A 20,588-nucleotide genomic window follows, 5' to 3' on the forward strand; every position below is an offset into this window, starting at 1 on the left:
CCCCCTGCCGCACCACCCCTGAGAGGACCCCTCGAAGTGAACAAGCGGATACCTCATGCCCAGAAATCGATCGTCGCCGCCGCAGCCGCTCTGCTGCTGACCGCTGCCTGCACCCCCGCTGCCAAGGAACAGAAGATCGCCGACCCGGGTACGGAGGTGTCCGGCACGGTCGAGCTGTGGCACTTCTTCACCGAGCGCGAGGCCGCCGCCATCGACACGGTGATCAAGGACTTCACCGCCGGCCACCCGAACATCAAGGTGACGGTGAAGCCGGGTCAGGACGACTCGAAGATGACCCAGGCCATCGGGGCCGGCAACGGGCCGGACATCGGGCTCTCGTACTCCACCGACATCGTGGGCAAGTTCTGCTCGTCCGGGGCCTGGGTGGACCTGGCGCCGTACATCAAGCGGGACAATGTGGACCTGAACCGGCTGAACGAGACCACGCGCTCGTACACTGAGTTCGACGGCAAGCGTTGCGCGATGCCGTTCCTGGCCGACGCGTACGGCATCTACTACAACAAGGACATGTTCGCCAAGGCGGGCATCGCCGGCCCGCCCAAGACCCTCGACGAGCTGACCGAGGACGCCAAGAAGCTCACGGTCAAGAACAAGGACGGCTCACTGAAGACGGTCGGCTTCCTGCCGCTCTTCGACTTCTACGAGAACGCCGCCGCGCACCTGGCCCCGGCCGTCGGCGCGAAGTGGCTCACCCCCGACGGCAAGTCGGCGGTCGGTGCCGACCCGGCCTGGAAGACCCTGATGACCTGGCAGAAGAGCCTGGTCGACTGGTACGGCTACGAGAACCTGCAGAAGTTCCGGGCCGGCCTGGGTGACGAGTTCAGCGCGGACAACGCCTTCCAGAAGGGTCAGGTGGCGATCAACGTCGACGCCGAGTACCGGCTGGCGTTCCTCAAGGACCAGGCGCCCGACCTCAAGTACGGCGTCGCGCCGATCCCGGTCAGCGACCCGGCCCGGTACGGCGGCGGCTACGTCACCGGCAACATCATGGGCATCTCGAAGAACGCCAAGAACCCCGAGGCGGCCTGGGAGCTCATCAAGTACCTGACCACCGACGACAAGGCCATCGTGAAGCTGGCCAACTCGCTGAAGAACGTGCCGACCACCACCGGGGCCATCAGCGATCCGGGGCTGCAGGTGGAGCCCGAGTTCAAGGCGTTCATGGACATCTTCGCCAACCCGAACTCGCTGACCTCGCCGCCGGCCGCGTCCGGGCCCGCGTACCAGGAGACCTTCGGCACCTTCGCCACGAACTGGCAGTCCGGCAAGGTCAAGGACCTGAACGCCGGGCTGGCCGACGCGGACAAGCAGATCAACAGCGTGATGACCCTGGGCGGCTGAGCCATGCGCCTGCGCCGCAACCTGACCGCGTGGTCGTTCCTCGCCCCCGCGCTGATCGGCATCGTGGTGTTCTTCATCTACCCGCTGCTCAGCGCCGTGTACTTCTCGTTCACCAAGTTCGACCTGCTCACCGTGCCCGAATGGGTCGGGCTGGCGAACTACCGGCGGATGGGCGATGACCCGTACCTGCTCCAGTCGATCCGCAACACGTTGTGGATGGTCGTGGTGTTCGTACCCGTCCGGATCATCAGCGCGATCGGGCTGTCCATGCTGTTGAGCCAGCTCAAGCGGGGCGCGGGCTTCTTCCGGACGATCTTCTACCTGCCGGCGCTGGCACCCCCGGTGGCCGCCACCATCGCGTTCGTCTACCTGCTCAAGCCGGGTACGGGTCCGGTCAACAACTTCCTGGCCCGGATCGGCATCGAGGGACCGCTCTGGTTCAACTCACCCGAGTGGTCCAAGCCGTCGCTGGTGCTGCTCGGCCTCTGGGGCATCGGCGACATCATGATCATCTTCCTGGCGGCGGTGCTGGGCGTCCCGGCCAGCCTCTACGAGGCGGCCGCACTCGACGGCGCGAACGCCTGGCACCGCTTCCGCTACGTCACCCTGCCGACCATCCAGCCGGTGATCCTGTTCGCCACGGTCACCGGCGTGATCTACACGCTCCAGTACTTCGACCAGGCCGCGGTGGCCGGGTCCATCGCCAGCGGGCAGGCCGTGACCGGCGGCGGCATCTCGTCGTCGTTCGGCTTCCCCGAGGGCTCCACGTTCACCTATCCGCTCTGGCTCTACACGGTCGGCTTCCGCTACAACGCGCTCGGCTACGCCAACGCGATGGCTGTCGCGCTGTTCGTGGTCGCGCTCTCCGTGACGGTCATCCTGCTGCGCCGCTCCAAGGCCTTCTCCGGGGAGGAACAATGACGGCTCTGCTGGAACGGCCGGCCGCGGCCGCGCCGCCCACCATCCGACAGGTACGCCGTCAGCACCGGCTGGCGTGGATAGCCCGGCACAGCATCGCGATCGTGCTGGCCATCATGTTCCTGACCCCGGTGGTCTACCTGTTCCTGATCTCGGTGATGACCAGCAACCAGGCGCTGACCAGCGACTACTGGCCCAACACGTGGCACTTCGAGAACTACGTACGGGTCTTCGAGATCACCCCGCTGCCGCGCTACCTGCTCAACACGGTCATCTACGCGGTGTCCGCCACGGTGCTGATGCTGCTGTCCAGCGTGCCCGCGGCGTACGCCCTGGCCAAACTCAGGTTCCGCGGCCGCAACGCCATGTTCCTGACCGTGCTCTGCGTGATGATGCTGCCCCCGCAGGTCGTGACCGTCCCGCTCTACCTGATGTGGGCCCGGTACGGCCTGACCGGCTCGCTGGCCCCGTTGATCATCCCGATGCTGTTCGGCGACGCGTTCTGCATCTTCCTGCTGCGCCAGTTCCTGCTCACCATCCCGACCGACTACCTGGACGCGGCCCGGGTCGACGGCTGCGGCGAGTGGCGCACCCTGCTGCGGGTCGTGGTGCCGATGGCCCGGCCCGGGATCGCGGCGGCCGCCCTGTTCCAGTTCTTCTACGCCTGGAACGACTACTACGGCCCGCTGCTCTACACCAGCGAGAACGAGCACGCCTGGACCCTTTCCCTGGGCCTGGCCTCGTTCCACGGTGTCCATCACGTCGACTGGAACCTGGTCACCGCGGCCACGGTGCTGGCCATGGTCCCGATCGTCGTCGTGTTCTTCTTCGCCCAGAAGGCATTCGTCCAGGGCGTCACACTCACGGGAGTCAAAGGGTGAAGATCGCTGTCGTCGGCGGCGGGTCGACGTACACGCCGGAGCTGGTGGACGGGTTCGCCCGGCTCGGCACCATGGTGTCGGAGCTGGTGCTCATCGACCCGGCGCGGGAACGGCTCGACATCGTCGGCGCCTTCTCGGCGCGGATCTTCCAGCACTACGGCCACCCGGGCAAAGTCACCTGGACCACCGACCTGGACGCCGGCGTCACCGACGCCGACGTCGCGGTCATCCAGTTGCGGGTCGGTGGTCAGGCGGCCCGGATCAGCGACGAGACGTTCCCGCTGGACTGCGGCTGCGTGGGTCAGGAGACCACCGGCGCGGGCGGACTCGGCAAGGCGCTGCGTACGGTGCCGGTCGTGCTCGACGTGGCTGCCCGGATCCGGGCCCGGGCCAAGCCGGACGCGTGGATCGTCGACTTCACCAACCCGGTCGGCATCGTCACCCGGGCGCTGCTCGACGACGGGCACAAAGCGGTCGGCCTGTGCAACGTGGCGATCGGCTTCCAGCGCCGCTTCGCCCGGATGCTCGGCGTGGAACCGGCCGCGGTCGTCCTGGACCACGTCGGCCTGAACCACCTGACCTGGGAACGCGCCGCGTACGTGGACGGCGTCGACCGGCTCCCGGAACTGCTGGCGGCCCACCTCGGCGAACTGGCCGGGGAAGTGGACCTGCCGGCGGAGGTGCTGACCACGCTGGGCAACGTACCGAGCTACTACCTCAGCTACTTCTACGCCCACGACCGGCACGTCCGGCAGTCCCGCGGAGCCCAGACCCGCGGCCAGCGCGTCGCGGAGATCGAGGCGACGCTGATGGAGATGTACCGCGATCCGGCCCTGGTCGAGAAGCCGGCCCTGCTCGGCGAACGCGGCGGCGCCTACTACTCGGAAGCCGCGGTGGGCCTGATCGCCGCCCTGCACGGCCACGACCCGGACGGGGTCCACTCGGTCAACATCCGCAACAACGGCACCCTGCCGTTCCTGCCGGACCAGGCGGTGATCGAGGTGTCGGCCCGGGTGGGCCGCCCGGGCCCGGTGCCGCTCCCGGTCACCCCCCTGGCCCCGGACCTGGCCGGTCTGGTCGCGCACGTCTCCGGGTACGAGGAACTGGCGCTGGACGCAGCGGTACGCGGTGGCCGCAACCGGGTCTACCGCGCCCTGCTCGCCCACCCCCTGATCGGCCAGCACGAGGACGCCGAGGCGCTGACCGGCAAACTGCTCGCCGCGGGTGCGCAGCACCTGGCCTGGGCTCGATGAAGCCGCTGTACCTGGCCGTGGACGGCGGCAACTCCAAGACGGACGTCGTCCTCGGTACGGCGGAGGGCGAGATCCTCGGCTTCGTCCGCGGACCGACCAGCTCCCCGCACATCCTCGGACTCACCGGCACGATCGAGGTGCTGCGGGACCTGATCGCCGCGACCCGCACCGACGCCGGGCTGCCCCCGGGAACGCCGATCGACCTGGCCGCGGTCTACCTGGCCGGCGCCGACCTGCCGATCGAGGTCCAGCGCCTGCACACGGCCATCGAGGCGCAGTCGTGGACCGCGCAGACCATCGTGGACAACGACTGCTTCGCCCTCATGCGCGCGGGCACCTCGATGCCGGACGCGATCGCGGTCGTGTGCGGCGCGGGCACGAACTGCGTGGGCCGGGCCGCCGACGGACGCACAGCCAGGTTCCTCGCCCTGGGCCCGATCTCCGGCGACTGGGGCGGCGGCCACGACCTGGCCGACCACACGCTGCGCATGGCCGCCCGAGGCGAAGACGGCCGCGGCGACGAGACGTCACTATCACAGGCGGTCGCGAACCACTTCGGTTACTCGACTGTGGAGGAGGTGAGCATTGCTTTGCACCTCGGCGAGCTGGACCCGACCCGGGTCCGCGAACTGACGCCGCTGCTGTTCAAGATCGCCACGGAGGGCGATCGGGTGGCCGGGCAACTGGTCAACCGCCAGGTGACGGAGATCCTGGCCCAGCACCGGGTGGCGGCGACCCGGCTCGGCCTGCTGGAGGAACCGCACGCGCTGGTGCTGGGCGGCGGGGTCCTCCGGGCGCAGCACCCGGTGCTGCACGACCAGGTGGTCCGGGGAGCGGTGGCACAAGCTCCACAGGTACGGGTCGGTGTCCTGGACACGCCACCGGCTGTGGGGGCGGCGCTGCTGGCCCTGGATGCTCTCGGCACGGCCGGCCGAGCCGAAAAAGCAGTACGCACAACCCTCGCCGCTGTCGAGCCCGGCGCCGCTCCGCTCTTCGGAGCCGCAGCCTGAGCCTTTCCCTGGCGGTTCGGCGGCTCCTGCCGGCGGTTGGGCCGCGTTCCTCCCTCGGCCATTGGGGTTTGGCGGCTTCCCGGCCGTTGGGCCGCCTTGCCCTGGGTTCGGCGGCACTTCTTGGCCGTTGAACCCGCTGCCCGCGGGTGACCCCCTGCCCGCAGATGGCCCCTGCCCGCGGGTGACCCCCTACTCGTGGGTGGGCCCTTCCCCCAGATGGCCCCCCTGCTCGCGGGTGACCCCCTACTCGCGGATGGCCCCCTGCCCGCAGATGGCCTCTGCCCGCGGATGGCCCCCTGCCCGCAGATGGCCTCTGCCCGCGGATGGCCCCCTGCCCGCAGATGGCCTCTGCCCGCGGGTGGGCTGCTCTTACTAGCGTTGGCCGCACGTCCCGGCGTTGGGCTCCACCTACCGGCGCTGGGTCAGAACGGCGAGCTCGGCGGCGGCAGCGACAAGCATCGCGATGACCAACGGGATGACGCCGCCGAGCACCGCGAACGCCACCAGACCCAGCGGCGCCAACGCCGTCGCATAGACCGCGGCGACCAGCCGGCCCGCTCCGCGGATCTCGCCGAGAGCAATACCGATGGGCACCGGCAGCGCACGCGTGAGCCAGACCGCGACGGCCACCACGACCACCACTCCGATGACCCCGCCCCACATCCGGGCCACGCCGGTGCTGGCGGTGGTCATCACCGCGGCGAGCACGGCGGCGATCAGCACCCCGTTGCTGCCGTACAGAACGGCCTGCCGGAACGTGTCCGCGACCAGGGCCGAGCGGTCGAGCACCGGGCCGGCCGGCCGGGTGACCGGAGGCGGCGGCGGGGCCGGCACCTCCTCGGCGACCGGCTCCGGAACGGGCAGGGCGGCGTCGGCCAGGCTCTCGAGCGCCAGCGCCCACCGGCGGCGTTCCAGCCGGACCACGCCGACGTCCTGCTGCGCGTCGCCGATCGTGGCGTCGAGGTCGAGGGCTTCCCCGTACGCCCGCTGCGCCAGGTCGAACAACCGCAGCCGCGCCGCCACCACTGCCAACACCAGATGCGCCTCGGCGTCGGTGGGCGTGAGCCGTACCCCGTTCCACGCGGCATTGAGTGCGTCCTGGCCGTTACGCGCCTCACTCAGCAGGGCCGCCCCGGTGCGCTGCGCGTACGGGTCAGCCGGCCAGGCCGCCAGAATGGACGCCGCCACCTCGGCGGCCTCGCCGAACCGCCGCTCGTCCGACAACGCCATAGCCCGGGCGACCAGCGGCCCCACTGTCCCGGGTGCGGCCGTGACGGCCCGGTCCGCGGCAGCCAGCGCATCCACCGGTTGCGCCGCGGCCAGGTGCACCCGCGCCAACGTGGTCAGCAGCGCGGCGTCATCAGGCGCAGCGGCCAGACCACTGGCGATCTCCCCGGCCGCCTCGTCGTAACGGCCGAGGTCAGCCATCAGGAGGGCCCGCTGCCGGTACTCCTCAGGGGTGGTTTCCGGCTCGGACTGGGACGTGGGCTCGCTCGACACCCATCGAGCGTAGGTCTTCGGCCGCGAGATCACCCCGTCCGGGGCAGCCTCATGCCGAATAGATCAGCGCGGTGGCGACAGCAGCAAGCCCTTCACCACGCCCGGTGAGCCCGAGCCCATCCGTGGTGGTGCCGGAGACGGTGACCGGCGCACCGACCGCCGCGGAAAGCACCTGCTGCGCTTCTTCACGGCGCTTACCGATCTTCGGCCTGTTTCCGATGACCTGAATCGACACGTTGCCGACCGCGAAGCCGTGCTCGGCAAGCCGCCGAACGGTCTCAGCCAGCAAGGTCACCCCGGCGGCGCCGGCCCACTCCGGCTCGGCGGTACCGAAGTTGCTGCCGAGATCACCGAGCCCGGCGGCGCTGAGCAGCGCATCGCAGGCGGCATGGGCGGCAACATCGGCGTCGGAATGCCCGGCCAGCCCGGACTCACCGGGCCACATGAGGCCGGCCACCCAGCAGACCCGCTGGGGATCGAAGGCGTGCACATCGGTGCCGATCCCGACACGCTGGCTGGGCGGGCTCACAGAAGTCACCGCGTCAGGCTACGTGCAGCAGCGCCTCGGCGATCACCAGGTCCAGCGGACGGGTGATCTTCATGGCGAGCTCCGACCCGGGCACACAGGTGACCGGAACGCCGGCCTTCTCGACCATCCCGGCATCGTCGGTGTGGGCGCCGAGCCCGGCAGCATGCGCAGCGGCAAGCACATCCCGCCGAAACCCCTGCGGCGTCTGCACACTCCGCAGAACAGACCGATCAACCGTCCCGAGCACAACTTCCACCGGAATGCGGATGGGGCTGAGGCCAGCAGGATCAGCAACAGCACGGCCGGGTTCGGCAGAAACGGCAAGGACCGAGTGTGCGGTGTCGGCAAGATCAAAGGGATCGGCCGGATCAGCCAGATCGACCGAATCGGCGAGGTCGGCCGGATCGGCCGGATCGGCCGGGTCAGCCGGATCGGCCGGGTCAGCCGGGTCAGCCGGATCGGCAGGGTCAGCCGGATCGGCCGGATCGGCCGGGTCAGCCGGGTCAGCCGGATCGGCCGGATCGGCCGGGTCAGCCGGGTCAGCCGGATCGGCCGGATCGGCCGGGTCAGCCGGATCGGCCGGATCGGCCGGATCGGCAGGGTCAGCCGGATCGGCGAGATCGACCCGGTCGGCGGAGGCAGCTGAGACAGCGAAATCGGCCCGAGCGGCGGAGACAGCTGAATCGGCCGGGTCCGCGGGGTCAGCCGGATCCCCCAGATCCGCTGGGTCTGCGCGGTCCGCCGAATTATCAAGATCGACAGGGCTCAAGCCGGCAGGGCCGACGGAAACGACGTCGGCAGGGCCGGCAGAGCTGCGGTTGGCATACCCGCCACCGGGAGAGCCGAAGCCGGCAGAACCGGCCGAACCAACGTCGGCGCGGTCAGCACCATCGACGGGGTCGACTAGACCGACCTCCTTGATGGTGTCGACCACCGGCAGAACCGGAATCACCGCCGGCCGCCCACTGCGAACAGCGGCCGCGACCGACTCGATCAGCTCCGGCGGCGTAAGAGCGCGCGCCGCGTCGTGCACCAGCACGATCCCGACATTCTCCGGTACGACCGCCAGCGCCGCCGCCACCGAATCCTGGCGCTCAGCCCCGCCCGCGACCACAGTCACAGCGGCCACCGGGGCAAGCAGCCCTCGCACCGCGTCGACCTCAGCAGCCGGGGCGGCCACGACGATCAGGCGCACCGACGGGGCTGCCGCGATGCGCCGGACCGTGTGCACGAGAAGGGGCTCCCCCGCGAGCAGGCGCAGGGCCTTCGGACCGCCCGGGCCCAGGCGCAGACCTGCGCCGGCGGCCGGAACGAGGACCGCGACGTCACCGCGAGCATTGAGCTGCGCGGTCACGTCGCGGTCCTGTTCGGCTGCTGTCACCGTGGGGGGTGGTGCTGAGGTGGTGGGAACGTCAGGCCTCGGTGAGCACCTTGTCGAGGAGGACTTCCGCCTCGTCCTTGGTGCTCTTCTCGGCGAGGGCCACCTCACCGACGAGGATGTCGCGGGCCTTGGCGAGCATGCGCTTCTCCCCAGCCGAGAGACCACGCTCGCGCTCACGACGCCAGAGGTCACGGACGACCTCGGCGACCTTCAGCGGGTTACCGCTGGCGAGCTTCTCGAGATTGGCCTTGTAACGCCGCGACCAGTTGGTCGGCTCCTCGGTGTGCGGTGCGCGGAGGACGTCGAAGACCTTGCCCAGGCCCTCCTCGCCGACCACTTCGCGCACGCCGACGATCTCGGCGTTCTCAGCGGGCACCCGGACAGTAAGGTCGCCCTGGGCGACTCGCAGAACGAGATATTGCTTCGGCTCGCCCTTGATGACCCTAGTCTCGATTGCCTCGATGAGTGCGGCCCCGTGGTGGGGGTAAACAACGGTCTCGCCGACACTGAAAACCATAGGTTCGAAACCCCTTTCGCTGTGTCTAGGGTAACACGCTCAGGCAGCGATGTCCCACCCTGGCCGTGACTGTTAGTGCAGCTCAGAGGCCCTGTGAGCCGTCTTTCTACCGCTTGACATGCGGGCGAAGAGCTGCCTCAGTAACGGAGGGTGACTACGTCGTGACCACTTGACTCAGCGAGTCGGATATTCCGGACCTGAAGCCTTTGCGAGGTCAAGCTTATCGCTAGCGACCGGAACCGCCCACCACTGGCGGTCGAGGGCGTGCTTGGGGGAGGCTGGACGCAGGTCCCCGGCCACGCGAGACTCGTCGGCAGGGGGGAGGGTGAATCGTGGGCAGTATGAGCGACAACGGCGGCAACTGGCCGCCCGATGGCGGCTCCCCTGACGGTCTGCCGGACCTCCCCGAGGAGTGGGGCGTCATCGTCATCCCGGATGACCTCTCCGAGCTCTCCGATGAGGTCAGCGCCGTCCAGGCCGAGCTGCACCGCTCGCAGGAACGCACCGGCTGGCAGCAGTTCACCGACCGCCCCGGCATGCGCGCCCTCCGCCGGGTCGGCGCCGCCTGCCTGCGCGCCCCGGTCCTGATCATCTCGATGGCCGTCCTGGTCACCGTGGCCAGCCTGTTCGCCTCGGCCTGGCCCGGGCCGTCCCGTTCACCGGCCACCCAGCGCACCGCGACCACGACCGACGACCGCGGTGACATCCTGCCCGCCCTGGAGCTGATGGGCGGCGACGGCAAGACCGTCCCGCTACGCGGCCAGCTGCCGGCGGTCGTGCTGCTCACCGACGGTTGCGACTGCGCCGACCTGGTGGCCGACACCACGGCCGCGGCGCCGCCCGGGATCGCCGTGGTGACAGTCGTCGCCGCTCCCGTCGCTGGACAGACCGGTGGCGCCCCGCCCACGAACGCCGTACCACAGACTCAGTCCAGGACAGTGCGCGCGCTGCGTGACCCCACCGGGGAGCTCCGCGCGGGGCTCCAACTCGGCATGCCCGACGGCACCGCGGCGGTTTTGCTGGTCAACCGCGGGGGTGAAATCGTCCGCAAGATCGCCCGGACGTTCTCGATCGAGGACTTCCGCCCCGACCTGGCCCGACTCTGACGCTGCGTGACAACCCTCGCCCGGCAAGCCTCGGGCGGCCCCGGAGACGGTCGGCAAGATCCGCCCGGTAAGTGACGCTTGTCATGAGGCGCAGCAAATGCGAGACGGGGCCGCGCACAAGGCGGCGCAAGACGGGCTGCCTGCGCGAAACGGACAGCCGCGGACGGACCAGCATGCGAGGCGAGTCAGCCGACGAGCGGACCGGCATGCCGAGCCGAACAGCGCGGAAGACGAACCAGCACCCCGACGGGCTGATCGCGAGGCGAGTCAGCCGACGAATGGAGCAGCTCGCGCGCCACAGCTCGACCCACAAAACGGGCCAGCGCGGACCGGGCCAAGACGCGAAACGCACCAGCCCGGGAGACGGGCCGGTCCGCGAAGAGGATCAGTAGGAGCGGGTCCGGATCACGCGCCAGCGGAAGACCGCCGCGCCCCGGGTCTCTGCTGACACCGCCATGAAGAGGTTGTCCGCGAGGCCGACCGTCAGCTCCACCGGTTCCGGCTCCTCCGCCGAACACGGCACCGCCCGCCCCGAATCCTCCCCCGTAGCGCTCAGCCGTACCCGGACCTGGCCGTCACCCACGCACAGCATCGCCAGCGCGTACGCGCCCCCGACCACCGACGTGTTGCGTTCCTTGCGTCCGCCCGCAGCCAGCACCATCGTCTCCGCCCCCGCCTGCCGGGGCAGGTCAGGCAGCAGCCGTTCGACCGTGGCCCGGCCGGCCACCACCGCCGGGTCCTCTCCCACCTCCGGGGCCGCGCGCACGAACCACACGCCCCCGACCAGCAGCAGGACCAGGGCGAACGCGTACAGCGTCGCGCCCGCGGCCCGGTCCTCTCGCACGCGACAACACTAGGGTGTGTCGAGCAGGACGCCATAGAGCGTGAGGCCCGGCCCGAAAGCCAGCATCACGACCCGGCGCGGTGGCTGCGGCCTGCGCCGCAGCGCGTCCAGGACCAGCAATACCGTCGGGGACGAGCAATTCCCGTACGTCGCCAGCACCTCGCGGGACGCCGCCATCGCCTCGGTCGTCAGTCCGAGCTGTTCCTGCACCACGTCGAGGATTTTCGGGCCGCCGGGGTGCACCGCCCAGCCGTCCACGTCCGCGATCGTCAGGTTGTTGCGGGTCAGCAGGTCGTCGACCATGGCCCGGACGTGCAGGGCCAGCACGTCGGGGACCTGCGGTGACAGGCCCATCCGGAAGCCCAGGTCGGTGACGTCCCAGGTCATGTGGCCGGCTGTGGTGGTGTCCGTGAGCGCGGCGACGTCGCTGACGACGTACCCTCCGGGTCTGCTCTCCGGGGTGAGCACGACGGCGGCCGCGGCGTCCGAGAAGAGCGCGTGCGAGACGATCTGCTGGATGTCCGCCCGCGAATCCGCGGGCTGGATGTGCAGGCTGGTGAGTTCGGCACAGAGCAGCAGCGCCGGACGGCCGCGGGCCGCGACGTAGTCCGCGGCCGTGCCGAGGCCCGGAAGCGCGGCATAGCAGCCCATGTGTCCGACGAAGAGCCGCTGCAGTGACGGCGCCATGCCCATGTCGCGGGCCAGCAGGATGTCCAGGCCGGGCGTCGCGTAGCCCGTGCAGGAGCAGACGGCGAGCAGGCCCAGCTCGTCGGCGGCGACGCCGGCCTCGGTGAGCGCGCGGCCGACCGCCTCCTTGGCCAGTGGCATGGCCTCGACCTGGTAGCGGCGCATCCGGCGCTCGGTGGACCAGCCGGAGACGTCCTCCAGCAGCGGGCTGACCGCCGCCTGCCGGGTGCGTACCCCCGAGTTGGCGAAGATCCGCTTCGCCAGTCCGCGGCGGCCGCCCGTGTAGTGCTGCGAGAAGAAGCCCTCCCACAGGTCGTCCTGTGCCGCTGCCGGTGGCAATGCCGTACCCAGGCCGGCGATCACTGCCTGACCGATTCTTTTCACTTGTGCCTCCCCAGGCCGAACCCCGCCGACTGGTGCCTTACCCGCGAAAAGCGTTCACCACCGCGGGGCGGAGCCTTGCGAGTCCGGATCACCGCCCAGCGCCTCGACGCCGAGCCAGTCCGCGCACACGTCGGAGGTCGCGGGCTGTAGTGATCCGGCCCGGGCGTCGCGGTAGAGGCGTTCGAGCGGGTGCCCGCGCCGCATCGCCGAGGTGCCCGCCGCCTCCAGCATCGAGGCGGCCACCTCCGCGGCCGTCGTCCCGGCCAGCAGCTTGGCCCGCCACACCCAGCGGTTGGTCTCCGCCTCGCCGGGCTCCTCGTCGACCCGGCGGGCGGCCTCCATGACGGCCAGGTGCGCTGCCGCGACAGCCGCGTCCGCGCGCCCGATCCGCGCCCGTACGGCCGGCAGGTGCCCGAGTCCCCGGGCGGTGACGTGCTCGACTGCCGCGTCCACCGCCGCCCGGGCCACCCCCACGTAAACCGCCGCGTAGCTGGCCACCATCCAGTGCGGGGCGAGCTGGGCGACCACGAGCGCCAGCCCCTCCACCCCGCCGAGCAGGGCTGTGGTGGGGACGGTGACGTCGATGTGCACGTCGTTGGAGCCGGTCGCGCGCATGCCCAGCGCGTCCCAGGTCCGCTCGACGGTCAGGCCCGCACCCGGCGGGACCAGGAACTGCGAGACCTTGTCCGGGTCAGCCGAGCTGCGGGCCGCCACCAGGTACGCGTCCGCGTGCCCCGCCCCCGAGCAGAACGTCTTGGCCCCCTTGATGTGGAAACCCTCGTCGGTCTCCTCGTAACTTGTGGTCATCTGGGAGAGCCGGGAGCCGGCGCCGCGCTCGCTCATCGCCACCGCGTACCAGCTGCCCTCGGCGGCCGCGCGCAGGTAGCGGTCGCGGGCCTCCAGCGCCTCGGGTGGCAGGCCCAGCGCCTCGGCCAGTTCGTTGGTGACGCCGCCGAGCGCGCCGGTGACCGAGGCGTGCATGTTGAAGATCAACGCCGTGGCGCCGTTGCCCCGGGCCAGCTCGTAGGCGACCGCCGCGTAGTCGGCGAAGCCCGCTCCCGCGCCGCCCAGCCGCTCGGGCACCATCAGCCCGAACATGCCCGAGCGGCGCAGGTCGGCGAAGTCGGCCGCCGGGAACACACCCTCCCGGTCGTGCTCCGCGGCCCGGGCCGCGAACCGCGGCGCCAACCGGCGCGCCTCCTCGACAGTCGTCATGCCATCTCCCCCTGTTTGCGGCCCATGCCCTGGTAGACCACTGCGGTGGAACGGGTCGGGATCATCCGGCCCAGCGGACCCGCCCCGGGACCGGTGGGCAGGAACAGCCAGCGGATCAGCCCGACCACGCTCGGCCGCAGGCCGCGGACCAGCAGCTGCACGCCGTGCTTGGCGCATTCCACGGTCAGCTCGCCCGGATCGACGAACAGGTCCGGGTCGTGCAGGCCGACCGGCGCCACGCCGAAGCGCTCGCCGAGCGTGACCGTCAGGAACCGGCCGGCCCAGGTGCCGTTGACCGTGTCCAGTACCAGCAGCCCGCCCGGCCGCAGCACCCGGCACAGCTCGGCCACCGCGGCCTGCAGGTCGGTGACGTGCTCGAGGATCTCGCCGGCGACCACCACGTCGGCCGAGCCGTCGGCCAGCGGCAGCGCGGTGATGTCGCCGGTCACCGGAATCACTCCCCGGGCCGCGGACTGCTCCAGCCCGGCGCGGCGCAGATCGACGCCGACGTGCCGGTAGCCGAGCCGCTCGACGTGCGGGGCCAGCAGGCCGCCGCCGCATCCCGCGTCGACCAGGACCGCCGCCGGGCGCTGCGCCGGTGGCACCAGCGCGCCGCGGGCCCGCGCCAGCCAGTGCAGGATCTCGAAGCCTCCACCCGGCCGCCACCACTCGCCGGCCAGGTCGTCGTACTGACGAGGATCGTTGCGGGGCAGCGGGGGCATGTGATCGAGCGTGGCACGAGTGGGTCACAACCACCACACTGCTTTCATGTTCCGACCCGTCGCTCTGCTCAAGGCCTCCCACCCCGAACCGGGCGGAGCCGTCACCCTGGCCATGACTCTGCTCGCCGTCGGGGTGGGGCATCGGGGCTGGAGCGTGCTCGGCGTCGCCGCCGCGATCGGGGCCACCCAGCTCTCCGTGGGCTGGGTGAACGACTGGCTGGACGCCGATCGGGACCGGGTCGCCGGGCGGACCGACAAACCTGTGGCCTCGGGGGTGGTCTCCCGCCGTACCGTGGGGGTCGCGGGCCTGGTCGCCTCGCTGGCGATCCCCCTGCTCGGGCTGCCCTTCGGGGCAGCCGCCGCGATCTGCGTCACCCTGGTCGGGATCTTCGCGCTGCTCTACGACTGGCCGCTCAAGTCCACCCCGCTGTCGGTGCTGCCCTACCTGGTGGCTTTCGGGCTGATGCCGGCCTTCGTGGTGCTCGCCCTGCCGGGTCACCCCTGGCCGCCGGCCTGGCTGGTCGCCGCGGGCGCGCTGCTCGGCGGCGGGGCGCACTTCGCCAACGTGCTGCCGGACCTGGCCGACGACGCCGCGACCGGCGTCGTCGGGCTGCCGCACCGCCTCGGCGCGACCGGATCCCAGTTCGCGGCGGCGGGTCTGTTGCTGGCCGCGACCCTCACCCTGGTCTTCGGACCGGACGGGCCGCCGTCGTGGCCGGGCATCGCGGTCGCCGCGGCCGCCGTCTTGGTCCTGCCGCTGGGCTGGTACGCGGGTCAGCGGGCACTCCGCCGCGGCACCCGGCAGGTCGCGATGTTTCGATCGGTCATCGTGGTGGCACTCCTCGACGTCGTGCTGCTCGTGTTCAGCGGCCGGGTGGTGTGAATGGACGGGTCGCCGTACGCGCCGGATCCACGCCCTCTAGGCTGATCCGCGGAGCATTCTCGAGTTTCTTGGAGGACTGTGATGCGCTCGCCGGGAACCCGCCGCGCCGCTGTGGCCACGGGTGTCGCCACGCTGGCCGCCATCGCGCTCGCCGGCTGCAGCGCTGGTCAGGTCGCCGAGACGGCCCTCAAGAACCCGTCGGTCTACGGCGTGAACTCACAGAACTCCGACGCCTCGGTCTACATCCGCAACCTCGCGGTCGCGTACGACGGCACGACCGGTTACGCGGCCGGCGCCGCCGCGCCGCTGCAGCTGGGCCTCTACAACCAGACCAGGCAGGCCATCACCGTCCTGGTCAGCAGCCAGCCGGCCACCGACACCACGGAGCAGGACACCGTGGTCTCCGCGCGGTCCGTCGGCCTGGTCGGCGGCGCCTCGACGGCGCCTTCCGCGCCGTCGACGGCCATCCCGGAGCCCTCCGGCAGCCGGCCCTCGGACACCGAGGACGACCAGAACAGCAACCAGATCCCCAGCCCGGACCCGAATACCAACCCGAGCCCGGGCGAGGCGCCCTCGACCGCGCCCACCCCGGCGGGCGCCGCGGCGCGGCCGGCCCGGATCGAGATCGGACCGCTCGGCGCGGCCACCTTCCTGCCCGAGGACGCCGAGAAGCTGCAGGCCATCGGCCTGAGCGGCAAGCTCGTCCCGGGTCAGTCGATCAACCTGGTGTTCGAGTTCAGCAACGGCGCGCAGCCGCTGGTCCTGCAGGCCCCGATGGCCATCCCGCTGAGCCCGGCGTCGCGGGCGCCCGGCATCGGTCCCGAGGAGAATCTCGGCGAAGGGGAGTAAGTCCCCGGTTTGTCATACCGGCGGGCTAGCGTGACTGGTGTGACGACTTCCCGCACTCCGTCCCGCGCCCGCTCTGAGCCGCGGCCCGCCTATCAGTGCGACGCGTGTGGGCACCAGCCGCCCAAGTGGCTGGGCCGCTGCCCCGAGTGCAACGAGTGGGGCTCGATCATCGAGTCCACCTTGACCGGTCCCGTGGTGTCCGGCCGGGTGGTCAGTTCGCGGATGCCGTCCGAGCCGGCCCGTCCCATCAAGACCATCAGTGCCGCCCCGGCCAAGGCCGTGCCCAGCGGCGTCTCCGAGCTCGACCGGGTGCTCGGCGGCGGTCTGGTGCCGGGCGCGGTGGTGCTGCTGGCCGGCGAGCCCGGCGTGGGTAAGTCGACCCTGCTGCTCGACGTGGCCCAGCAGTGGGCCGCGGGCACCAACACCCCTTCGCTGGTGGTCAGCGGCGAGGAGTCGGTCAGCCAGGTGCGGTTGCGGGCCGAGCGGCTCGGCGCCCTGCACGACAATCTTTATCTCGCCTCCGAGAGCGACCTCGGCGCGGTCCTCGGTCACCTCGACGCGGTCAAGCCCGGGCTGCTGATCATCGACTCGGTGCAGACCATCTCCGCGCCCGGCACCGAGGGTGTGCCCGGCGGTGTCACCCAGGTCCGCGCCGTCACCGCGGCCCTGGTGAGCATCGCCAAGGAGCGCGGGGTGGCCACCGTACTGGTCGGGCACGTCACCAAGGACGGCTCGGTCGCCGGTCCGCGGGTGCTCGAGCACCTGGTCGACGTGGTGCTGCACTTCGAGGGCGACAAGCACTCGTCCCTGCGCCTGGTCCGCGGCGTGAAGAACCGCTACGGCCCGGCCGACGAGGTGGGCTGCTTCGAGATGCACGAGACCGGCATCGTCAGCCTCGCCGATCCGTCCGGGCTGTTCCTCACCCGCTACAACGAGCCGGTGCCGGGCACCTGCGTCACCGTGGCGATGGAGGGCCGCCGGGCGATGGTCACCGAGGTGCAGGCCCTGATCGGCGCCCAGGTGCAGGGCTCGCCCCGGCGCACCGTCTCCGGGCTCGACAGCGCCCGGCTGGCCATGGTGCTGGCGGTGCTGCAGCGCCGGATGGAAAAGATCAAGCTGCACGACCGGGAGGTCTTCGCGGCCACCGTCGGCGGCATCCGGGTCACCGAGCCGTCGGCCGACCTGGCGATGGCCCTGGCGGTGGCCTCCGGCGCGCTCAACCTGGCGATGGCCCCGCACCTGGTGGCGATCGGCGAGGTGGGGCTGACCGGCGAGGTGCGCCGGGTCGGCGCGATCGGGCGGCGGCTGGCCGAGGCGGCCCGGCTGGGCTTCCGCTTCGCCCTGGTCCCACCCGGGTACGGCACCGGCGAGGGCGACAGCCCGCCCAAGGGCATGCGCGTCGTCGAGGTGGGCGACCTGCAGACCGCGGTGCAGTGGGCAGCCCGGGCGTCAGCCGAATGAGCCGCGCCGCACGCTCACCGGCAGTGACCGTCGATCACGCTCTGGAGCCCCGGCGGAACCGCGGCTCGTTGACCTGGATACGAGTCCGTAGAATGTACAGGTGCCGCTCGACCGCGATGCCTCATCAAACCGCCATGCCAATGGCGCTGCTGCCGGCGTCAACGGTTCGGCAGCCCGCCCGATGACCCCGACGACGCCCGGCCTGACCGGCGGTGGAGTCAGCGGTGACCCGCTGCGCGCCAACCTCGCCCTGATGGCTCCGGGCACCGCCCTGCGCGACGGCCTCGAGCGCATTCTGCGCGGCCGCACCGGCGCGCTGATCGTGCTCGGCTACGACGCGGTGGTCGAGCAGATCTGCACCGGCGGTTTCCCGCTCGACGTGGAGTTCTCCGCGACCCGCCTGCGCGAGCTGTGCAAGATGGACGGCGCGGTGGTGCTCTCCAGCGACGGCACCCGCATCGTCCGGGCCGCCGTGCACCTGATGCCCGACCCCGGCATCCACTCCGAGGAGTCCGGCACCCGGCACCGCACCGCCGAGCGGGTCGCCAAGCAGTCCGGCTTCCCGGTGATCTCGGTCAGCCAGTCCATGCACATCATCGGGCTGTATGTGAACGGCCAGCGGCACGTTCTGGACGACTCCGCGGCCATCCTGTCGCGCGCCAACCAGGCCCTGGCCACCCTCGAGCGCTACAAGCTGCGCCTCGACGAGGTCTCCGGCACGCTCTCCGCGCTGGAGATCGAAGACCTGGTCACCGTCCGCGACGCGGTGGCGGTCGTGCAGCGCCTCGAAATGGTCCGCCGCATCGCCGACGAGATCTCCGGCTACGTGGTCGAGCTGGGCACCGACGGCCGCCTGCTGGCCCTGCAGCTCGACGAGCTGATGGCCGGCGTCGACTCCGACCGCACCCTGGTCATCCGCGACTACCTGCCGACCGGGCGCAAGGCCCGCACGCTCGACGAGGCCCTGGTCGAGCTCGACCTGCTGACCGCCACCGAGATGATCGACCTGGTCGCGGTGGCCAAGGCGATCGGCTACGCGGGCGCCTCCGACGCGCTGGACGCGGCGGTCAGCCCCCGCGGGTTCCGGCTGCTGGCCAAGGTGCCCCGCCTGCCGGCCCAGATCGTCGAACGCCTCGTCGACCACTTCGGCAGCCTGCAACGCCTGCTGGGCGCCACGGTCGAGGACCTGCAGGCAGTGGAAGGGGTCGGCGACGCCCGCGCCCGCGGGGTCCGCGAGGGCCTGTCCCGCCTGGCCGAGGCCTCGATCCTCGAGCGCTACGTCTAGGCTTCGCCTCACCATGACTGCTATCCCCACACCCCTGCCCGCGCCCAACGATCTGACCTCCCTGGTCCTGCGCGCGGACTTCAGCGACGATGCGGCCTGGGACGAGCTGCGAGCCGTGATGCGCAGCGAAGGAGCCCACCGCAGCGCCACCTACGTCAGCGACCCGGCGTACGCGGGGGTGACGATCCAGAACCTGGTGGAGGCGGACGCCGCCGCGAGCGAGGACGACAAGCTGGCGTACCTGTTCCTGGCCGACCAGGTCGCCCTCACCGACGACGAGCACCCGCTGCTCGCGATCGACCTCGCCGAGGAGCCGGGCCGGACATTCCGGGTACGCCCGGCGTCGTTCACCGACGTCTCGGCCAACCTGGCCGTGGGCAACGTGGACTTCGCCGACTTCGCGGACGACACCGACGACACCGGCACGTACCACGGCTCCGAATGAGCATCGAACAGCCGACAGTGCGCTTCGTACGCCTGCCACCCCCGGTCCTCGAAGCTCTGCTGGCCGGCGATCTCGCGGCCGCGCGCACGGCGACCGGCATTCCGCTGTCGAAATGGTTCCTCAGCGACGAGGTGACGTGGCTCTGGCGCCTGCGCCTCGACCAGATCGCGGCGGATCCGGCGTCCGCCGACTGGATCGTCCGCGCGGCGGTCTCGGTGCCTGACGGGGTGGTGGTGGGAGCGGGCGGCTTCCACGGGCCGCCGGACAACGCGGGCATGGTCGAGATGGGCTACAGCACCGACCCGGCTTACCGCAGGCGCGGCTACGCGAAGGCCATGGTGACCGAGCTGCTGCGGTGGGCGGCTGGTGAGGAGTCCGTGGTGACGGTGCGGGCGAGCATCAGTCCGCAGAACGTTGCCTCGCTGGCGACCATCGCGGGGTTCGGGTTCGAGCACGTCGGCGAGCAGTGGGACGAAGAGGACGGGACGGAGTTCCTCTACGAGCGCCCCGCCCGGCCGGCCTAGACCGACTCAGGCGGTGATGTTGATGGTGACCGGGGCGCTGACCTTGGCGCCCAGCCGGAAGTGCATCTCGTAGACGCCCGCGGCCGGCGCCGTGCCGGTGGCCAGCCCGCCCGAGCACTTGTTGGCCTGCTTGCCGTTCCAGGTCACGTTGTATTCGCGCTCGCCGTTCGGCGGGAACGTGCGGACCTCGGAGCCCTTCACCGTGCTGCACGTGTCCGAGGACCAGACCCGGCCGGCTCCCTGGCCGAGGTAGAGCTCCTGGAGGTCCGGGCCGACGTCGCGGGTGCACGTACGGGCCGAGATGTTCTTGATCTTGAGGCGCACCGCCAGCGGGGCACCACGGCGGACCGTGGTAACGGCCGGCATCGGCGTCAGGGACATCTCCGCGTCGGTGCACACACCACTGGCTGCCGCCACGTTCGTGTCGGTCGTGCCGCCCTGCGTACCGTCCTGAGTGCCCTGGGTGCCGCCCTGAGTGCCGCCTTGGGTGCCGTCGCCCGGGTTTCCGCCGGCGCCGGCCGACGGGTTGGTCCCGGCGCCGCTGGCGGTCAACTCGCCCGGGTCCGGCAGCGACGGGTTGCCCGCGCCCGGTCCGGGGTCGGTGAAGGACGGCTCTTCCTCGGGGGTGTTGGACGCCGAGGGAAGCGTGAGCGGCGCCTGCGAGGAAGCGCCCTTGCCGCGGTTGCTGTCCTTGTCGTCCCCGCCGGAGCAGGACACGAACAGCACGATGACGCCGAGCAGCAGTGCTCCGAGCACCACAGCGCGACGCCGCCAGTACACGGCGGCAGGAAGGGGACCGACCGTCGAACGCATGATGGGTGCACGGTATCCC

At 71.2% G+C, this 20,588-nt stretch carries 20 protein-coding genes and 2 pseudogenes; 12 read left to right on the top strand and 10 right to left on the bottom strand.

Annotated elements, in window-relative coordinates; all coding sequences use genetic code 11:
- Window positions 1-36 precede the first annotated feature (36 nt).
- From AB0C12_RS09665 to AB0C12_RS09685, 5 genes are read left to right on the top strand one after another with little or no spacing between them, the layout of a single operon-like run.
- Window positions 37-1,362 carry an ABC transporter substrate-binding protein gene (locus tag AB0C12_RS09665; protein ID WP_360546031.1) on the top strand — a complete coding sequence of 442 codons (1,326 nt, stop codon included), beginning with the start codon at window positions 37-39 and terminating at the stop codon, window positions 1,360-1,362.
- Window positions 1,363-1,365: 3 nt separating this feature from the next.
- Entirely contained in the window at window positions 1,366-2,283 is a 918-nt protein-coding gene (locus AB0C12_RS09670) for a sugar ABC transporter permease (RefSeq protein WP_360546033.1), read from the top strand.
- The gene (locus AB0C12_RS09675) at window positions 2,280-3,161 is read left to right on the top strand and encodes a carbohydrate ABC transporter permease (RefSeq protein ID WP_360546035.1); all 882 of its coding nucleotides are present in this window, start codon (window positions 2,280-2,282) and stop codon (window positions 3,159-3,161) included. The genes AB0C12_RS09670 and AB0C12_RS09675 overlap by 4 nt, the downstream gene beginning before the upstream one ends.
- Window positions 3,158-4,414: a 6-phospho-beta-glucosidase gene (locus AB0C12_RS09680; RefSeq protein ID WP_360546037.1), complete on the top strand. Its 1,257-nt coding sequence runs from the start codon at window positions 3,158-3,160 to the stop codon at window positions 4,412-4,414. Before AB0C12_RS09675 ends, AB0C12_RS09680 begins: the two co-directional genes overlap by 4 nt.
- Window positions 4,411-5,424, top strand: a complete 1,014-nt coding sequence (locus tag AB0C12_RS09685) for a BadF/BadG/BcrA/BcrD ATPase family protein (protein WP_360546039.1) — start codon at window positions 4,411-4,413, stop codon at window positions 5,422-5,424. Before AB0C12_RS09680 ends, AB0C12_RS09685 begins: the two co-directional genes overlap by 4 nt.
- 408 nt (window positions 5,425-5,832) lie before the next feature.
- On the opposite strand, the gene AB0C12_RS09690 is transcribed toward AB0C12_RS09685, so the two are convergent.
- The 5 genes and pseudogenes from AB0C12_RS09690 to AB0C12_RS09710 form a co-directional block, all read right to left on the bottom strand.
- Window positions 5,833-6,852, bottom strand: coding sequence for a hypothetical protein (locus AB0C12_RS09690; protein ID WP_360547089.1), 1,020 nt, complete (start codon window positions 6,850-6,852; stop codon window positions 5,833-5,835).
- A 121-nt stretch (window positions 6,853-6,973) separates the two neighbouring features.
- Window positions 6,974-7,453, bottom strand: coding sequence for a 2-C-methyl-D-erythritol 2,4-cyclodiphosphate synthase (ispF, locus tag AB0C12_RS09695; protein WP_360546041.1), 480 nt, complete (start codon window positions 7,451-7,453; stop codon window positions 6,974-6,976).
- 13 nt (window positions 7,454-7,466) lie between these two features.
- A pseudogene (locus tag AB0C12_RS09700) lies at window positions 7,467-7,706 on the bottom strand (2-C-methyl-D-erythritol 4-phosphate cytidylyltransferase); the annotation flags it as partial.
- A 654-nt stretch (window positions 7,707-8,360) separates the two neighbouring features.
- Window positions 8,361-8,807: pseudogene (locus tag AB0C12_RS09705) on the bottom strand (2-C-methyl-D-erythritol 4-phosphate cytidylyltransferase); the annotation flags it as partial.
- Window positions 8,808-8,865: 58 nt separating this feature from the next.
- Window positions 8,866-9,351, bottom strand: coding sequence for a CarD family transcriptional regulator (locus AB0C12_RS09710; RefSeq protein ID WP_026206027.1), 486 nt, complete (start codon window positions 9,349-9,351; stop codon window positions 8,866-8,868).
- Window positions 9,352-9,692: 341 nt separating this feature from the next.
- On the opposite strand from AB0C12_RS09710, the gene AB0C12_RS09715 reads away from it, so the two are divergent.
- The gene (locus AB0C12_RS09715; RefSeq protein ID WP_360547091.1) at window positions 9,693-10,457 is read left to right on the top strand and encodes a hypothetical protein; all 765 of its coding nucleotides are present in this window, start codon (window positions 9,693-9,695) and stop codon (window positions 10,455-10,457) included.
- A gap of 385 nt (window positions 10,458-10,842) precedes the next feature.
- Here the strand turns inward: AB0C12_RS09715 and AB0C12_RS09720 are convergent, their stop codons facing one another.
- The 4 genes from AB0C12_RS09720 to AB0C12_RS09735 form a co-directional block, all read right to left on the bottom strand.
- The gene (locus AB0C12_RS09720; protein WP_360546043.1) at window positions 10,843-11,301 is read right to left on the bottom strand and encodes a DUF6023 family protein; all 459 of its coding nucleotides are present in this window, start codon (window positions 11,299-11,301) and stop codon (window positions 10,843-10,845) included.
- 9 nt (window positions 11,302-11,310) lie between these two features.
- Window positions 11,311-12,363: a type III polyketide synthase gene (locus AB0C12_RS09725; RefSeq protein WP_360547093.1), complete on the bottom strand. Its 1,053-nt coding sequence runs from the start codon at window positions 12,361-12,363 to the stop codon at window positions 11,311-11,313.
- 63 nt (window positions 12,364-12,426) lie between these two features.
- The gene (locus AB0C12_RS09730) at window positions 12,427-13,587 is read right to left on the bottom strand and encodes an acyl-CoA dehydrogenase family protein (RefSeq protein ID WP_360546045.1); all 1,161 of its coding nucleotides are present in this window, start codon (window positions 13,585-13,587) and stop codon (window positions 12,427-12,429) included.
- Window positions 13,584-14,309, bottom strand: a complete 726-nt coding sequence (locus AB0C12_RS09735; protein ID WP_360546047.1) for a methyltransferase domain-containing protein — start codon at window positions 14,307-14,309, stop codon at window positions 13,584-13,586. Before AB0C12_RS09735 ends, AB0C12_RS09730 begins: the two co-directional genes overlap by 4 nt.
- Window positions 14,310-14,355: 46 nt before the next feature.
- Between AB0C12_RS09735 and AB0C12_RS09740 the strand changes: the two genes are divergently transcribed.
- The 6 genes from AB0C12_RS09740 to AB0C12_RS09765 all read left to right on the top strand — a co-directional run bounded on the left by AB0C12_RS09740 (window position 14,356) and on the right by AB0C12_RS09765 (window position 19,756).
- A complete protein-coding gene (locus AB0C12_RS09740; protein ID WP_360546049.1) occupies window positions 14,356-15,192 on the top strand; it encodes a UbiA family prenyltransferase in 837 nt (278 codons plus the stop codon).
- Window positions 15,193-15,273: 81 nt separating this feature from the next.
- Window positions 15,274-16,041: a hypothetical protein gene (locus AB0C12_RS09745; protein ID WP_360546051.1), complete on the top strand. Its 768-nt coding sequence runs from the start codon at window positions 15,274-15,276 to the stop codon at window positions 16,039-16,041.
- Window positions 16,042-16,050: 9 nt separating this feature from the next.
- On the top strand, window positions 16,051-17,502 hold the full coding sequence (gene radA, locus AB0C12_RS09750; RefSeq protein ID WP_360546053.1) for a DNA repair protein RadA: 1,452 nt from the start codon (window positions 16,051-16,053) through the stop codon (window positions 17,500-17,502).
- A 181-nt stretch (window positions 17,503-17,683) separates the two neighbouring features.
- A complete protein-coding gene (disA, locus tag AB0C12_RS09755; RefSeq protein ID WP_212987880.1) occupies window positions 17,684-18,787 on the top strand; it encodes a DNA integrity scanning diadenylate cyclase DisA in 1,104 nt (367 codons plus the stop codon).
- A gap of 13 nt (window positions 18,788-18,800) precedes the next feature.
- A complete protein-coding gene (locus tag AB0C12_RS09760; protein WP_360546056.1) occupies window positions 18,801-19,232 on the top strand; it encodes a hypothetical protein in 432 nt (143 codons plus the stop codon).
- Window positions 19,229-19,756 carry a GNAT family N-acetyltransferase gene (locus AB0C12_RS09765; protein WP_360546058.1) on the top strand — a complete coding sequence of 176 codons (528 nt, stop codon included), beginning with the start codon at window positions 19,229-19,231 and terminating at the stop codon, window positions 19,754-19,756. The genes AB0C12_RS09760 and AB0C12_RS09765 overlap by 4 nt, the downstream gene beginning before the upstream one ends.
- A gap of 6 nt (window positions 19,757-19,762) precedes the next feature.
- Here AB0C12_RS09765 and AB0C12_RS09770 read toward each other — a convergent pair whose 3' ends face one another.
- Window positions 19,763-20,569: an adhesin gene (locus tag AB0C12_RS09770; RefSeq protein WP_360546060.1), complete on the bottom strand. Its 807-nt coding sequence runs from the start codon at window positions 20,567-20,569 to the stop codon at window positions 19,763-19,765.
- Window positions 20,570-20,588: the final 19 nt, after the last annotated feature.

Source organism: Actinoplanes sp. NPDC048967 (genome assembly GCF_040649415.1).
Classification (GTDB): Bacteria; Actinomycetota; Actinomycetes; order Mycobacteriales; family Micromonosporaceae; genus Actinoplanes.